The sequence below is a fragment of the Saprospiraceae bacterium genome (genome assembly GCA_026129545.1).
Taxonomy (GTDB): Bacteria; Bacteroidota; Bacteroidia; order Chitinophagales; family Saprospiraceae; genus M3007.
Genome location: JAHCHX010000002.1, coordinates 386168 through 402275, shown reverse-complemented (window position 1 = coordinate 402275; position 16108 = coordinate 386168). Strand labels below are relative to the sequence as shown.

13 protein-coding genes and 3 tRNA genes are annotated in these 16108 nt (G+C 52.2%); 7 read left to right on the top strand and 9 right to left on the bottom strand.

The genetic code is table 11. From position 1 onward, the window contains the following. Positions 1–28: 28 nt before the first annotated feature. Positions 29–1120 carry an efflux RND transporter periplasmic adaptor subunit gene (locus KIS77_15925; protein ID MCW5923831.1) on the bottom strand — a complete coding sequence of 364 codons (1092 nt, stop codon included), beginning with the start codon at positions 1118–1120 and terminating at the stop codon, positions 29–31. 80 nt (positions 1121–1200) lie between these two features. On the opposite strand from KIS77_15925, the gene KIS77_15920 reads away from it, so the two are divergent. Both KIS77_15920 and KIS77_15915 read left to right on the top strand, forming a co-directional pair. Beyond that, complete coding sequence (locus KIS77_15920) at positions 1201–1434, top strand: hypothetical protein (protein MCW5923830.1); 234 nt, start codon at positions 1201–1203, stop codon at positions 1432–1434. Between the two features lie 44 nt (positions 1435–1478). Next, positions 1479–1772 carry a hypothetical protein gene (locus KIS77_15915; protein MCW5923829.1) on the top strand — a complete coding sequence of 98 codons (294 nt, stop codon included), beginning with the start codon at positions 1479–1481 and terminating at the stop codon, positions 1770–1772. A 76-nt stretch (positions 1773–1848) separates the two neighbouring features. Here KIS77_15915 and KIS77_15910 read toward each other — a convergent pair whose 3' ends face one another. Next, positions 1849–3198 (bottom strand): TolC family protein, encoded by a 1350-nt coding sequence (locus KIS77_15910; protein ID MCW5923828.1) that lies wholly within the window; start codon positions 3196–3198, stop codon positions 1849–1851. Positions 3199–3418: 220 nt separating this feature from the next. Here KIS77_15910 and KIS77_15905 point away from each other — a divergent pair, with 220 nt between their 5' ends. Next, complete coding sequence (locus KIS77_15905; GenBank protein MCW5923827.1) at positions 3419–3781, top strand: Uma2 family endonuclease; 363 nt, start codon at positions 3419–3421, stop codon at positions 3779–3781. A gap of 315 nt (positions 3782–4096) precedes the next feature. Here the strand turns inward: KIS77_15905 and KIS77_15900 are convergent, their stop codons facing one another. Then, positions 4097–4708, bottom strand: a complete 612-nt coding sequence (locus KIS77_15900; GenBank protein MCW5923826.1) for a TetR/AcrR family transcriptional regulator — start codon at positions 4706–4708, stop codon at positions 4097–4099. A gap of 180 nt (positions 4709–4888) precedes the next feature. On the opposite strand from KIS77_15900, the gene KIS77_15895 reads away from it, so the two are divergent. Further along, the gene (locus KIS77_15895) at positions 4889–5092 is read left to right on the top strand and encodes a dodecin domain-containing protein (protein ID MCW5923825.1); all 204 of its coding nucleotides are present in this window, start codon (positions 4889–4891) and stop codon (positions 5090–5092) included. 156 nt (positions 5093–5248) lie between these two features. Here KIS77_15895 and KIS77_15890 read toward each other — a convergent pair whose 3' ends face one another. Further along, the gene (locus tag KIS77_15890; GenBank protein MCW5923824.1) at positions 5249–6211 is read right to left on the bottom strand and encodes a M23 family metallopeptidase; all 963 of its coding nucleotides are present in this window, start codon (positions 6209–6211) and stop codon (positions 5249–5251) included. A 239-nt stretch (positions 6212–6450) separates the two neighbouring features. Here KIS77_15890 and KIS77_15885 point away from each other — a divergent pair, with 239 nt between their 5' ends. Then, positions 6451–9339, top strand: coding sequence for a tetratricopeptide repeat protein (locus KIS77_15885; protein MCW5923823.1), 2889 nt, complete (start codon positions 6451–6453; stop codon positions 9337–9339). Positions 9340–9516: 177 nt separating this feature from the next. Here the strand turns inward: KIS77_15885 and KIS77_15880 are convergent, their stop codons facing one another. The 5 genes from KIS77_15880 to KIS77_15860 all read right to left on the bottom strand — a co-directional run bounded on the left by KIS77_15880 (position 9517) and on the right by KIS77_15860 (position 13422). Beyond that, positions 9517–12339: a T9SS type A sorting domain-containing protein gene (locus KIS77_15880; GenBank protein MCW5923822.1), complete on the bottom strand. Its 2823-nt coding sequence runs from the start codon at positions 12337–12339 to the stop codon at positions 9517–9519. Positions 12340–12902: 563 nt separating this feature from the next. Continuing rightward, complete coding sequence (locus KIS77_15875) at positions 12903–13109, bottom strand: GIY-YIG nuclease family protein (protein MCW5923821.1); 207 nt, start codon at positions 13107–13109, stop codon at positions 12903–12905. Between the two features lie 58 nt (positions 13110–13167). Continuing rightward, positions 13168–13241: transfer RNA gene (locus tag KIS77_15870), tRNA-Pro, on the bottom strand. A 10-nt stretch (positions 13242–13251) separates the two neighbouring features. Next, positions 13252–13326: transfer RNA gene (locus tag KIS77_15865), tRNA-Val, on the bottom strand. Between the two features lie 22 nt (positions 13327–13348). After that, positions 13349–13422: transfer RNA gene (locus KIS77_15860), tRNA-Val, on the bottom strand. A gap of 201 nt (positions 13423–13623) precedes the next feature. Between KIS77_15860 and KIS77_15855 the strand changes: the two genes are divergently transcribed. Continuing rightward, complete coding sequence (locus tag KIS77_15855; GenBank protein ID MCW5923820.1) at positions 13624–14448, top strand: toll/interleukin-1 receptor domain-containing protein; 825 nt, start codon at positions 13624–13626, stop codon at positions 14446–14448. 215 nt (positions 14449–14663) lie between these two features. Further along, a complete protein-coding gene (locus KIS77_15850) occupies positions 14664–15953 on the top strand; it encodes an MFS transporter (protein MCW5923819.1) in 1290 nt (429 codons plus the stop codon). Positions 15954–16108 lie beyond the last annotated feature (155 nt).

Below are 16108 nucleotides of genomic sequence, written 5' to 3'. Positions count from 1 at the left end.
GGCAGAAAAGATTGTTGAGTAAGCTGGCTTAGTATTTTTTGACCTTCTTCTTCTCGCTCAAATACGGCGCGCCGCTCGTCACCACCTCCGCCACGCCTTCCAGCCCCGACGCGATGACCGCCCGATTGCCTTCCAAAAACGCGATTTGAATGGGTACTTTTTTCACGCTTTCCCCATCGGCTTGCAGGGCGAACACGAACGCCGATTTTCCGTCGCCTTCCACGATGGCTTCAATCGGCACGGTGGTGTAGGTTCTCGATTTCGACGGCACGATGTCCACTTGTGCGAACAAGCCGGGCGCGAAACGCTTGCCCTGCGGAGCCACCTTGATTTCCACCGGGTAGAGGCCGCTCGCAGGGTCGGCGGCAGGGGCGAGGTCGCTCACTTTGCCGTTGAACGGCGCGTCGGGGTAAGCGTCCATGACGATTTTGGCGCCCATGCCGAGGCTGAGCCGCGCCCAGTCGCGGTCGCTGACGTTGATTTTCACCACCCAGTCGTCCACGCCCGTTTGGAAAAGGACGAAGACGGGGGTGCCGGGACCGGTGATTTCGCCTTCGTTCATCAGTTTCTTGATGATTTTTCCGCCTTTGGCAGAGCGGATTTCGGCGTACTGCTGGTTGAACTGCGCGATGCGGGCGGTTTCTTTCGCTACGTCGCGGGCGGTGGTGGCGTTTTGCAGGAGTTCGAGCGTGGCGCTGCTGTCGCGGTAGAGGCCCTCCACGCGGGCGAGGTCGCGCTCGGCTTTTGTGAGCGCCTGCTGGGCTTGCGCCACTTGCGCGTCTATTTCGGTTTTGTCCAAAATAGCGAGCAACTGGCCGGGACGCACCACATCGCCCTCTTTCACATAGATTTTGCGAATGACGCCGCCGACTTTGAACGAGAGGCGCTGCTCTGCCGACGAGGTCAGCGTGCCGCTCGCGTGGATGGGCAAGGCGATGTTTTTTTGCTCCACGAGGGCAGTTTGAACGGGGATGCGCTCGTCCACCACCGAGTTCGAAGTTTGGGCATTGGAATTGGCGTTGGCATTCTCGCCGCAGCCGCCTGTGAGGCAAAAGAGACCCACAACGGCGATGGTGGCCATTGAGGGGAGGGCTACTGTTTCAAGTGTTATTTTTTTCATGTTGTGTCGAATTTCAAGATTGAAACTAAGGCTTGGCTGTGCGGGTTGTTTGGTTTATTTTTGTGGAAAATTTTACAACAATGAGCGATTTCAATGTGAGAAATTCGGGCGACCAGATAGAGTTTATCCTGAGCGTCAGTCAAAAAGACTTCAATGAAGACTACATCGCACGGGCGGCCAAATGGCTTAGGGCTGAACGTTTGGCGCGAAAAAGCCATCTCTCCGAGTCTGCTGCTGTCGAACTTGCCGACGACGCCCGGCAAGAATGGTGGAAGCGCAGCGGTGAAAAAATGCTCAAAGAACTTGGCTTATGAATCCATCGGTCGTCATCGTTGATGCGAATAGAATTTTTTCGGCAATGGCCAAGACAAACTCTGCTATTCGTAAAATCATCATCACTGGCGAATACAATTTCACAACGCCCAGTTTTGCTTTTGTCGAGCTGCTTACACACAAAGAAAAACTGTTGAAAGCCACCGAATTTGACAATAATGAACTTGTAGAACTGCGTTCTCTCACCATTGAGCACATCACTTTTCTTTCTTCAAAAACCATTTCTCTCCGCAACTTGATAGCAGGTTATGTGCTTTGTAAAGATGTTGACCCCAAAGGTTTTCTCTATGTCGCCCTTACGCTCGAACTTGACGGCTAACTCTGGACAGGCGACCTCGAACTTAAAAACGGCCTGATTGCCAAAGGTTTCGACCGTTTTTTTGAGCCTTAAGGCATCAAATCCCCGCTGCCTTTCTTAGCGCCGCCTCTTTCAACAACACATCCGACCAAGCCAGAAGTTGTTGCAGGCGCGCCGTCGTCACGCGATTTTCGGCATCGAGAAATTCGATGAGCAAGGCTTGGCTCGCCCGGTATTTATTAGTGACAATGCGAAACGTCTCTTCGGCGGCTTTCAAGCCCGCCTGAGTAGTCGTGTACGAATTTTGAGCGGCCTGAAATTCGTTCCAGGCCTGCGTGACCTGCAGGGAGACCTGTTGCTGCGCCTCTGAGTATCGTGCGCGTATTTTCTCGGCCTCCAATCGGGCTTCCTGTGTTTTGCTTTTGCGCATGCCGCCGTCGAATATGTCGTAGGTGAGGCCCACGCGAGCGAGGATATATGCTTGCTCGTTGTTGAACTTGTAGCCAAACCCTTGAAACCCGGTCTCTCCCCCGATGTAGAAATCTGGAATCTTCAGGTTGGCATCGTTGCGTTTCACATCCATCTCGGCGGCGCTCATGCCCGCTCGCAGGGCGTTGAACTCTTGGCGATTGGCGAGCGCGTTTTGAATCAAGTCGGAAGGCTGATAGGCGGCTGCTTGCGAGCGGAGCAGTGCGGTGTCCACCGTGACCTCGCTTTGCAAATCCTTGTTGAGCAGAAAGTTGAAATAAGCGCGGGCGGTGTTCTGGCTGCTGCGGAGTCTGAAAATCTCGTTGTCGGCCTTGCTGAGTTCGTAGTCGGCGGTGGCCACCACGTCGCGTGTGGCGACGTTGTTGTTGACCAGGGATTCATTGAAGCGGCGCAATTCGGTCAGCACGGTCTTGCTGTTTTGCCAGATTTTCTCAGCCTCCAACGTTTGCAGGTATTGCAGATATGCCTCCGTGATTTGGTAGCGCAGTTCGTGTTGATATGCTGCCTTTTGTGCCGACTTGCTTTGGTACAGCTGTTCCTGAATTTGGCGATTGTATTTCAAATCTGAATTGAACAGCGGATAGGCGAAAGTCAGTTTGGTCTCGTGGAAATCGTCGGGCAGAAACTGCTCGTTCACGTTGGGCACATTCGTGGGGTAGTCAGGTGCGCCGGGCTGCACGAACTCGTTGAGTTGGTTGAGATTGGCGTAAATCGGGTTCACCAAGTCGCCAACCGGGAACGCGATGCGTCGGCCTCCGGCGGCACGGGTGTAGTTGGCGTTGAATTGCAGCGTGGGGTAAAAAAGCGCCTTCGATTGCCGAATGGCCTCCTGCGCCTTTCTGATGTCGAGCGTTTGCGTTTGCAAGGCAAGGTTGTTGTCCAGTCCCGTTTGGATGTATCGCTCCAAAATGACGGATTGTTGGGCGTAAACGCCTGACAAGCATGCGCTTGACAGCATAAAGATTAGGTATAAAGGAAGTGATTGCCTCATGGTAAAAAAACAGTTTTTATTTTCTGAACAGCGTTTAGTTGTTGCCACAAAAAAAGGCCGTGTCGAACGGCGGCGAAAGGTCAAACCTTTGAGTGGTCGTTTTTTGAGGGTGAATGGACTGAAATCGGTTTTAAAAGGTCGCAGTTTATCGTTGAAAATTCGTTTACCATTGTAAAAAATATCGCGTATGCACAGCGAAGAAATTGTCGAGACGAGCCTATCCGAGTACGAAATCGAACGGGACAAGCCTACGCCGAGCAAACACCACGCAATCATTCAAGGAAACATTCTTTTCTTGTTGCGCCTTCAATTCGGCGAAAAATTCAGAGTGCTCCCCGAAATCAGTCTCGATTTGCCTGTCCGCGACCGCGTTCCCGACTTAGTCATCTACTGCCCGATGGACTACGGCGAGGAGGAAATCAAAATGACCGAAATCGCGCTCGGTGTCGTCGAAATTCTTTCGCTCACCCAAAGCCATGAAGAATTGGAGAAAAAACGCAAGCAGTATTTTTGCCGCCGGTGTCCAATCTTATTGGCTCGTTTTCCCTGACCTCAAATCCGTTTATGTGTTTCGCAACGCCGAGGACTACGATGTCTTCACACGCCACGACTTGCTAAACGACAAGGTTTCGGAGGTTGAAATTGACACTTAAACTTAAAGAAGTGTTTATACCTTGATTCGCTAGGATTTGTCGGATGAGCATGATTGATGCACCTGATTTTGAGCAGATTGCGATTGCAGCCATGCCCAAAACTTGGTGGCGCGAGGTATAAATAGCGTTGTGAGAGATGAGTTATGCGTTTTTCAAACACCGCAAGGTCAACTCTGAGCAGGAAATCATTCCCGACTCGCAACTCATCATCCCTACAGGCTTTCCGCCATTTTCACCATCATCGCGAAGGATTTTTTTGCCAGCTCCTCTCTTTTTTCTTCCGGGTACATCCGCATCCGCTCTCGTATGAAGAGCGACACAAGACCGTGTGCATGGCACCAAAGCGTGTAAGCAATCGTCTCTGTGTCAGTGCTTTTGAAGTAGCGGGCATCCACACAAGCCTGCACCGTCTCCGCGAAGAAAGCATGGATGGCAATGCCCAACTGCCAACACTCCTGATTCTCAATGGAATCCATGGGGGTCAGGGTGATGAACAACAGGTCGTAGAGGTCAGGGTGTTTCATGCCGAAGTCAACATAGCGGCGGCCAAACTCGACGAGCCGTTCCCACGGGTTCTCGATTGAAGCCACCGGCATCAAGTGGTCGCGTTTCACGGCGGCAGCCTCGTATTGCAGCGCGAAGAAGATTTCGCTCTTGTCTTTGTAGTAGAGATAAATCGTCGCCGGGCTGTACTCGATGGCTTCGGCGATGTTGCGGATGCTCACGCCATCGTAGCCTTTTTCGCGGAAAAGCCGGAGTGCTGCCTCGAGTATCAACCGACGCATTTCTTCCTTTTCGCGCTCTTTTCTGGACACTATTCCCATGCTTGAAAAATAAACAGTGCAAAGTTAGTGAACAGTGTTTATAAAATGCAAGCGGATTTGGGTAAAAATTTGAAAACAGCGGTTGAACGGTGGATTTAAGCCGATGAACAATGTTTTTTCCGAATAAACAAACTACTTTTGACTGCTAAACCCGATTTTTTCACACTCAAAACAAACTCGATTATGGCAGTATTGAAAGTGCTCGAAATTATGAGCGACTCCAGCCAAAGCTGGGAAGACGCTACCCGCAAGGGTGTCGAAAAGGCCTCCGAATCCGTGCGAAACATTCGCTCGGCCTTTGTCCAAAGTCAGAGTGTCACGGTGGAAAACGGCAAGGTCAAATCCTTCCGTGTCAACTTGAAAGTCAGTTTTGAGGTAGAGTGAAAGAAGAGGAGGCCGTCAAAAGCAGGGGTGTCTCATCCATCCGTGTTGAGGGGCTTTCAAGGCAAGCCGTTGCCTTTCCACCTCATGGCGCGGAATCGAGCAGCCAATGCTTGCAAACCAACCCCGCCGCCACCGACGTATGAGACACCCCCTCGTTTAGTTGAAATTGATATAATCGCTTGGGTCCACGGCTCGCCCCTTGTACCAAAGTTCGAAGTGAAGGTGTGGCCCTGTGGTGTTCTCGCCCGTGTTTCCAATAATGGCAATTGCCTCGCCCGCCTTCACCGCGATGCCCGCTTGTTTCAGCAGCACGGAGTTGTGCTTGTACATGGTCACCACGTTGTTGGGATGCTGAATGGCGATGCTGTAGCCCGTCTCCACCGTGTAGCCGGCAGAAATCACCACGCCGTTGGCAGCGGCCTTTATGGCGGTATTCTTCGGCGCGGCCACGTCTATGCCAAAGTGATTTTTTTGCAAATCAAAACTTGCCGTAATCTCGCCAGACACGGGGGGCATAAACGACATTTTTTCCAAAGGGACATCTTGCGGCAAAACCGGGCCGACCGAAGCCGCCACCGTCTGCGCAGCTTGGGGGTCGCGGGTAAACGTGCCCTTTTCCACTGCCGACCTCAGCAACTCGTCCTCCGGAACACGCTCGATGTCTTCCGGCGGGATGTTGCTGATAGAATCGGCAGGCACGCCCTGTTTCTGCACCGCTTCTTTGCTAATATCGGCAAGGTCGCCGTGCATGATTTTTTTGATGTTTTCATTGAAGCGCCGATGCGCCACCATTTCCTCTTCAAGGTCAGCGATTTTGGTGGTCAGCTGCGCTATTTCCTCGTCGCGCGTGTAATCGCCGTAGCCCGGGATGTAACGTTTGAGCGGTGTCCAGATGATGAGAGCTGTCACGATAATCGCCGTGCCGACAATCAGCGAGCTCACGCCCACATAGAGCGAGAGCGGCGTTATTTTCATGGAAGTGACTTCCTCGAACGTGTCATCGTTCATGATGACAAGGCGATACTTGTCGCGCAACTTTTCCATGAGGCTGCGGTCGTCGTCGCCGTGCCGCCGGAAGAAGTCGAAGAACTTTTTGATAAAAGCAAAATACTTTTGCATCTCGATTGCGCTAAAAAGTGATGCGGGCGGGTTGAAGAGAAAAAAAAGAAACCTCCGCTTGCGGGGGCAAAGTTCGCTAAAATGCGGTTTGAACGCTCTGTTGGCGCGATTTGTTGGACTCGTTTTTTGTTAAAAGGCATCTGACGGACAACCCTTTCCACCCAAAAAGCACCTTATCCACCAGCTTGGGGTCGTCTGCTCACTCAAAGCGCATTACCAACCGCACCTGTTTTTTCAACATGAAAAGAAGCATAAGTCTCATCTTGGTATTGGTAGCCATCCTATTGGCGCCCGGCTGCGTCACAGAGAAGAAAAAAGGCTCCGACGTGAGCCGATTCAAACGCGGCTACCACAACCTCACATCGCGCTACAACTATTGGTTCAACGCCGACGAGCTGTTCACGCTCACCCAAGTAGAGCTGGAAAGCCAACACAGAGACAACTACAACCAAATACTCGACCTCTACCCCTACGCCGCTGTGGACCCACAATCGGCACGCGGTAATCTCGACAACGTCATCACAAAAGCAGCCAGAGGCATCGCCCTGCATCGCCCCAGCGACTGGGTGGACGATTGCTACACGCTCATCGGGCAGTCACAATACCTCAAGCGCGATTTTGAAACTGCCGAAAACACGTTTCGATACATCAAGGAAGAACACGACCCCAGAAAAGTGAAGCCCAAACCCAAACTGAAAAAAAGCGCCAAACAGAAGAAAAAAGAGGCCAAGCAAAAGAAAAAAGAGAAAGAAAAGAAAAAGAAAAAGAAGAAAAAAGCCGCCAAAAAGAAGAAAAAAGCCGCCGCCAAAAAGAAAGGCAGCGACAAAGGCAAGACGCTCTCCGACAAGAACCAACCCAAAGCACAAGAAGTGGCCCAGACGGAGGACGACAGCAAGAAAAAGAAAAAAGAAGAGCCGCCAAAACCCACCGGAGTGAACCCTTATGAAAAAGGCATGGGGCGCACCGCCGCCTATCCGCTGGCTATGATTTGGTTTGGCCGCACCCTCACCGAACGCGAGAAATACGACGAGGCCGATTTTCTCTATCGCGAACTTTGGGAGGATATGTGGTTCCCCGCACACTTGCGCGACGAACTGGCCACTGCCGAGGCATACCTGTGGATTAAGCAAAAAAAATACGACCGCGCCATCGCGCCACTCACCAAAGCGGTGGAACTGACCAACAAACGGAAAGAACGCGCAAGGTTGGCCTACATACTCGCCCAACTCCAACTCCGCGCCGGCAACAACGAACAGGCCTACGCAGCATTCAACAAAGTGATGGAGAGCAAACCCAAATACGAAATGCTCTTCAACGCCAACCTCCGACTCATCCAGTCAGGGTGGTCTTACAAGAAAATAACCAGCGAAGAGGCCAACAACTCGCTCAGCAAAATGCTGAAAGACGAAAAAAACCGCGAGTACAACGACCAGATTTATTTCGTCATGGCCGACATCGCATTGCAAGACGGTAAACGCGACGATGCCATCGCTTACCTGCGCAAATCACTCGACCACAACCAGAACAACGCCCCCCAACGCGCCGAGGCATATCTGAAACTGGCCGAACTGTATTTTGAAAATGAAGATTTCGTGCAGGCAAAACTCTACTTCGACAGCACCCTCACCGTCTTGCCAGCCAACGACCCGCGCTACAAAAACGCCTCCGACTACGCCGTCAACCTAAAAGACATCGCGCGGCTTATCCAAGCCATCGCCGCCAACGACAGCATCGTGCGCGTGTACAGCATGAACGACGAGGAACGCCGCGCCTTGGCCCGCCAAATCAAAAAACAACGCGAGGAAGAAAGCCGATTGGCCGACGAAAAAGCCAAACAAGCACTAGCCTCCGGCGGCGCCAAAGCACCCACACCCCAAGCAGGCGGCAGGGCCTCCACGTTTTATTTCTACAATGATGCCTTCCTGAAAAAAGGCAAAAAGGACTTCTCGAAAACTTGGGGCAATCGCAACCTTGAGGACAACTGGCGACGCAGCCGCCGCCCCACCATTAGCCTGATTGAAGACTCGGGACGTCCCGACGGCGCCGCCTCCGCAGGCGTGAGCGATGCCGAACTGCAAGACCTGTTTGCCAGCCTGCCCAAAAGTGAGGCCGAACTCAGTGTCATACACCTCGCCACCTACGAGGCCATGTACCAACTCGGCACCCTTTTCCGCGACAAAATCCAGAACAACAAACGCTGCTCTTCCACCCTCGAAGAAAAACTATCACGCTACCCCGACCAAGACAAATACGAAAAGGAAACTTGGTACTATTGCTATCTGGCCTTCACCGACCTGAGCAATCGGGAGCGAGCCAAATACTACTTGGACAAACTCGCAGCCAAATATCCCAACAGCGCATACGCACGCGCCATCACCGACCCCAATTTCCTCAACGCGACCAAAGCCCGCGAACGCGAACTCAACAACTATTACGAGGAAACCTTCACCGCTTTCCAAAAGGGAGAATACAAAAATGCCTACGACCGCTGCCAAGAAGCACCGCAGAAATACGGCTCGCAAAACCCGCTCATGGCCAAATTCTCCCTCCTGAGCGCCCTTTGCATCGGCAACCTGCAAGGCACCGAAGCCTACTGCAAGGCACTCTCGGAGGTCATCGCTCGGCATCCCGAGACGGCGGAAGCAACCCGCGCCAAGGAAATCTCCCGACTCATCTCCTGCAAGGGATTCGAGGTGGCCGCCGCCGAAGACCCCAAGAAGAGACCCGACCAACCGCCGCTCGACGATGCCTTCACGCTGGAAGATGACAAACTGCACTATTTCCTCGTCGCCATCAATGGCTCGGATATCCGCCTCGACGAGGTGAAAAATGCCGTGTCGGACTATAACCGCGAGAACCACCGCCTTGAACAACTCCGCATTTCCAACATCTTCCTAGGCAACGACACGGACAATCCCATCATCGTCATTCGAAAGTTCGACACCAAGGAACAAGCCATGCGCTACTATCAGGAAGTGAGCAAGAAGTTGGATTTTCTCGGCGAAACGGACAAGAAGAAATACAACAAAGAATTTTTCGCCATCACGCAGGAAAACTATCGCCGCATCCTGAAAAACAGGACCCTCAACGGATACCGCGAATTTTTCAACGAGAATTATTTGAAATAAAGTGATGCTGAGCGGGTTGAGGGGGAATGATATACCTCGCGCCGCCAAGTTTTCAGCATCGTCTAGGGTAACGTTTACTAAACTTTTGAAGTTTAGTAAACGTGATATCATCCTTCCAACCATGCTGAAAACTTGGCGGCACGAGGTATACAAGGCAAACGCATCCCCCCTCAACCTTCAAAACTTAGCCAACCGCTTGGTCAGTCGCGCCCCACGCTCATCGCGCACACTAAGGATGTAGATGCCCGGTTGCCAGCCTTCCGTTGCCAGTTCAAAATGCTGAAGCCCCGAAGGCAGCCTGCCAGTGGCAAGGCGCGAGACGACCCTCCCCGTCAAGTCAACAGCCTCTATCACGATATCGGCGCTTTCGTCCAAGAAAAAATCTACCGCGCACAAGCTGCCCACCGGGTTGGGATAGACCTCAAGGCTGTTCAACACGCCAGAAATCTCGCGGACAGGCGTGGGATTCACCCCTGCCGGGAGCGGCACATATTTGTCAAGGTATATCCTGTACTCGCCCGGCGCCAACATCGTGGGGATGGGGGCACCATGTGACTGCACACTATCGCCCGTGTAGTACTCATACCACCAACCGATGGTCGCGTCGAGGAAAAGCAAGGTGCTTTGCGTGGTGAGTGACACGTTGGCCACCACAAACACATTCATGTCGGGAGAGTTGAGCCAAATCCGACGGACGTTTGCAGGGCCAATATCTGCATTGAAATTAGCTGTCTCGAACACTTCGTGGTTTTTCCGAAGTTGGAGCAAGGCAGTGGTCACATCACTCAAACGACGGCGATAAGGGTCGTTGGGAAAATCCCATCGAATCGGCTTGGGCGCAGTGCGGCAGTTGGGGCTAATAGTTCCGTTTTCGCAATAGTTGATGGAAAAATCGTAGGCCAACTCTCCGAATTGCCACAGCATTTTAGGCCCGGGCACGGTGTAGAGCAAGTTGTTGAGCATTTCGATGCGCAGGGAGTAGTAAGGCAGCCACTTGATGTTGTAGTTGCCGTTTGCGTTTCCGAAGCTGGCGCACTCGAAGCCGATGCGCTCCTCGTCGTGGCTCTCGAAATAACCGATGAGATGCGGCTTGGTCCAGTTGCGCTCTTTCCATGAAACCCACCTCAAGTCAGTTTGCCCGCCGGTAAGGTTGTAGCCGAGTGCCGTTTCCTTGTACGAGCCGTGCATATTCCCCCAAAGCATCATGCCGTAGTTGGCGAGGTCTTGTTCCTCGTTGTTGTCGGCAAAATGTTCCAAAATGACATAAGAGGTTGGGTCAATGGACCACATGAAATCCGCATAACTTTTCAAAGTGGCCACCCGCCCAATGTCGTATTGTCCCCAAGCCGCCACGTTGGAACCCGTGTTTTTTTGCGTAAAACCTTTTGAAAGGTCGAAGCGGAAACCATCTATTTTGAACTCGGTGAGCCAGTATTTCAGGCAGTTGCGCACGTATGCCCGCGTGGCTTGGCTCTCGTGGTTGAAATCGTTGAACACGCTGAAAGGATGCGTCGCCACGGGGTTGAGCCACGGGTTGTCGGGCGCGGGCCGATTGTTGGCGGCATCCCAGTAGAGCTGTGCCAAGGGGCTTTGGTTATCTGCTTGATTGAACACCACATCGAGAATGACGGCCATATTGCGCTTGTGGCATTCGTCCACCAGTGTTTTCAGCGCCGTGGCCGTGCCGTAGTATTTGTCGAGCGCCTTGTGGAACGTGGGATTGTAGCCCCAGCTGTTGTTGCCGCTGAATTCATTGACCGGCATAAGCTCTATGGCCGTGATGCCCAGCCGTTCGAGGTAGTCCAGCGTGTCGAGCAAGGTCTGGTAGTTTTGCGCAGCGACAAAATCGCGGAGCAACAACTCATAGATGACAAGTTGGGTGTTTTTCGGGCGTTGGTAGTTGGTGGCCTGCCAGTTGAAAGGAGGTTGGGCCGTTTGCAGCACGGAGACGATGCCCGTTGTTTTTCCGGCAGGGTAGGCAGGTAAGTTTGGATAAGTGGAAGCAGGGATGAAGGGGTCGTGCGCCGGGTCGAGCACGAGGGTGCTGAGCGGGTCGGCGATGCGCATGGAGCCATCCACAAGGTATTGGAAACGATACAGTTGGCCGGGCATCAAGCCTGCGATGTCGAGCCACCAAGTGGCGTTGTCGGTGCTGCGCTTCATCTGAAAATTGCCGTCGGGCAGCCAGTTGTTGAAATCGCCCATGACGTGGATGACTTGCTTGTTGGGCGCATAAAGCGCAAGCCGGACGGTCTGGTTGTCCAAATAATTGATGCCCAATTCTGTTCCTGCTGGGAGGGCTTCCGTCACGACGTTGCCGGGCACCACATAGACAAAGGAGGAGGTGTCGGATTCGGTGGCGGTGGCCGCCACAAATTCCACTTTATGCACACCGGGAGCGCCTGCGCTGAGGGAGGTTTCAAGTGTTTTGCCATTGGCTGAGGCGACCTGTGTCCCGTTGTCAAAAAGCGTCAGCGAGGCGGTTTGCGAGGCAGCGGCTTTCACCGCGATGGGGCTGCCGCTGTTGGCCAAAAACACATTGGCTGTCGGTGTGACAAAAGTGGTCAGCAGACCAATGTTGGCGTCATACACCGGGTGAAAAATATCGGAGCCATCGGCGGCACGCCCCACGATGCTGCCATTCTGGTTGCGAAACACAAAGGCCATGTTCGTGACCTTGTCGTTGGGCGCGACGTTGAAAAACGAATTGATGGTCAGGGTCTTGGTCCAAAGATTAGGCCCGGCATTGGTCATCAACCCCACCGGGTCGGCCACGCCCCAAGTGGTCGGCACGTTTTGCCAGCCGTTTTTCCCCTCGATGAGCACGCCCATGTGGGCATACACTGGCCCGGCAAAGCCAGCCAATGCCCCATTGCCTTCGGCGGCGTTGAAGGTGATTGTTATTTGCTCGGTGGCGGTGGGGAACAATGGCTCGCAAGTGACTTGCGCTCCGACGGCGAAGGGCAGGAAGCCCAATGCGAATAGCAGCGAACTTTTCATACGGAGGGTGTGCTTGATTTGTTGAAAATAAAAAATCCTATTCCACCCGCCAAAAGCGGAGAAATAGGATAGGGCGTTTCGATGGCAAAGGAAATGACTTTGCGGGGAAAGGGCAAAACGCAAATTGCCTGATTTGGTCAAAGTGGGTGATGGTTACATTCCTCGAAAGAGGCGAAGCCTTGCGGGCCATCCAGCTCTACGCCTCAATCCCCTCAATGCTTCAGCACGAGCCACTGCGCCAGCAGTCGCCCGTCCGCCGAGCGCAGCACGAGGTGGTAATTGCCCGAAGCCAGGTCGCGCAACTGAAACGAATGGCGCTCCCCCACTTGTGCCGCCTGTGGTAGCAAGCCCTCGCCCCTCGCCCCTCGCCCCGTACAACTCAAAGCGCCCGCCTTCCACCACCGCGCTCACTTTGGCGGGCGAGTAGGTGTAGCCGCCGAAACATAGAGGGCGACCACAACCTGGCCGAGGCGACACGTTCGGCACGTTTACGAAACCTCGAAGGTTTCGTAAACGTAGAGGGCTAACGTAGAAGGGCTAACGTAGAGGGCTAACGTAGAGGGCTAAAACCGCTTGGCGCCCCTGGCTTTCACTCTCTTCTCGAGCAACATGACCGCCTTTTTGTCCTCGCAAAGGAATAGCCGCACCAGTTCCCACGGCCTTCCTTTTTTGGAAAAACGATACTGACCGCTGTTGTGGTGCAGCAGCCGCTTGGCGAAATCAGCGGTGTATCCGGTGTAGCACTTTTGGATGGGCTGACTGAAAAGCATGTAAACGCTATAGGACATTAAAGAGAAAAGGCCGCCTGTTTTGGCAGCCTTTCGCAAGTCGGGATGACAGGATTCGAACCTGCGACCACACGCCCCCCAGACGTGTACTCTACCGGGCTGAGCTACATCCCGCAACTCTAAGTGGGTAATACAGGATTCGAACCTGTGACCTCACGCGTGTGAAGCGTGCGCTCTAAACCAACTGAGCTAATCACCCTTTATCGCCCTGTGAGGGGTTGTCGGATCAACGGGATTCGAACCTGTGACCTCCACGATGTCAACGTGGCGCTCTAACCAACTGAGCTATGACCCGATTTTTTCAAAAAAACCGATGCTATCTCGCTTCGGGAGCGCAAAGGTACAACGCGCCTTTGCAAAAAAACAAGTTGCTTTAAAAAATTCCCCGCTTGGCTGAAAAAACTGTGTTTTGGGAAAAATTTAGTCGTTTCGCTACCTTTGGCGCAGCTTAGCAACACTTCTTTTCCAACAATTCTTCGACCACACATCAACCGGGATGAAAGATAAAATCCTACAACTCATAGGTGAAGGCCATACCAAGGAAGCACTCGAACTCTTGGTAAAGGCAAACCCCGATGCGCTGCTCCTCCAAGCGCAGTACAACAACGGGGAAAAACAATACAACCTTGGTCTTATTGATTTTGGGGAGTGGGGGCGCATTCAGGCACGGGTCAATTTTTCGGCGCTGGAGATGGCATCGAAGTCCGTACATCCGGGCACCGCTCCGGCGAGTCAGCATTCAGTTTCGGATAGCCCGCAAGCAGACAATTCGTTTCGGGTGTTTGTTTCCTACAATCATCACGATAGTGAGATTGCTAATAGAATGGCTGCTTTTTTGAAAAATAGTGGGATTAGGGTTTCCATTGATTCGGAGGAAATGGCACCCGGCCAGCCCATCGAAGAATTTATCATTGAACAAGTCCGCGGCAATGGGCACATTCTTTCATTAGTTTCCAAAAGCAGTCTAAGGTCGGGCTGGGTGGGTATGGAGAGCAACCTTAGTTTGTTTGCGAGCTTATTGACCGAAACGAGGTTTATCCCAGTGATGATTGACGACGCATTGTTCGACGATGATTTCTTTTTTGAGGTCGCCGAGGAATTGGATGCCAAAACTGCCGAGTTGGATGCCAAAATAGAGAGGGCCAAAAAATCTGGATTGGGTTATGGACAGTTTGAAAAATCTCGAAAACGAACGGTAGAGCATCGTCAAAACTTATCCAAAGTGTTTGAGCATTTTCAAGGGGTATTTGTGCCGGACATCAGCGGAGATAAATTTGATGCTGGCATGGGAAAGGTTGTTGCAACTATAAAGAAACCCTAATTGCCATTTTCTCTGGCTTTCCGGTCGCCTTTTTGCTGAGGTGATTTGAGGATATATGGTTCAGAACATTTAGTGCGGCGCAACATCGCTGGGCGAGACTTGATTTTGTTTCATAGAATATCGCTGTCCTATCAGGGAGAACTGCTATTGGGAGCGTCTTTTGCTCAATTCTCCCCGCATTGCCTCATCGCTCTTAACGAGCCGCATCAATACCGATGACTCAATATCGCTGGAGTATTGTCGCCCTGTTGTTCTTTGCAACGACCATCAATTATCTTGACCGTCAGGTCATCAGTCTGCTCAAAGAAGATTATTTGGACAGGCAGTTTGGCTGGACGGAGCAGGACTATGCTAACATAGTGATTGCCTTCCAAATAGCATACGCTATTGGCTTGCTTTTGGCAGGCGGCATCATTGACCGCGTTGGCACAAAGATTGGCTACGCGGCTTCCATTGTTTTGTGGAGCATTGCGGCCATTTTGCATGGTTTTGTGGGTAACACGGCGGGTTTTATTGCCGTACGCGGGTTTCTCGGCGTGAGCGAGGCTGGCAACTTCCCGGCAGCCATCAAAACAGTGGCCGAATGGTTTCCCGGAAAAGAACGCGCGCTTGCAACGGGCATTTTCAATACTGGAAGCAATATCGGAGCTGTGTTCGCACCACTAATAGTACCAGTCATTGCAGTCATGTTTTCATGGGAAATGGCGTTTATATTGACTGGCGCAGTAGGTTTTGTTTGGTTGTTCTTTTGGTGGGCGATGTACAGAAAACCTGAAACGCACCCGAAAGTGAACGCCGCGGAGCTGGCGCATATCAACAGCGATGAGGCCGAGATAGCTAATGTCCAGTCGGATGAAAAGCCGTTCAGTTGGTTCAGGCTGCTGCGATTCCGGCAAACATGGGCGTTTGTAATTGGCAAATTGCTCACCGACCCGATTTGGTGGTTTTATCTGTTCTGGCTACCATCTTTCCTCAAAAACGAGTATGGGCTTACCAAGACTCAACTGTCGCTTCCGTTGGCGACGGTATATATGCTTGCAGCGATAGGGAGCGTAATGGGCGGCTGGCTTTCAGGCTACTTCATTGAGAGAAAAGGGATGGCTCCTTTCTATGCTCGGCGACGTACTTTGCTTATTTTTGCTTTTTTTGCGCTGCCTGTGCTATTTTCTCAGGCACTTGGCTCATTGAATTTGTGGTTAGCCATTTTCATCATCGGCATAGCGACGGCTGGGCACCAAGGCTTTAGCGCCAACATCTTCACTACTGTTTCGGATATGTTTCCCAAAAAGGCTGTCGCTTCTGTTACGGGCATCGGCGGCATGGCAGGGGCTATTGGCGGTATATTGATTGCGAGTTTGGCAGGGCTGCTCTTTGACCACTACAAGGCGCTCGGCAGTATCCAGACTGGCTACTACATCATGTTTGTTGTTTGTAGCCTGGCTTATTTGATGGCATGGCTCATCATGCGGGCACTCACGCCGAGATTTGAACGAATAGAAATTTAGAAACCTGTGCCGATGGTTCGTGAAGAATTTGAATTGCATGGTCAATTGATATTCGTAAATCACTTATTTTTTGTAGGCTCCCCAACTGCGCAAAAAATATCATCGTTCATTCCAACTGTGTCACGAGCGCCTTCGAAGTGCTGAAATTCAAAAAA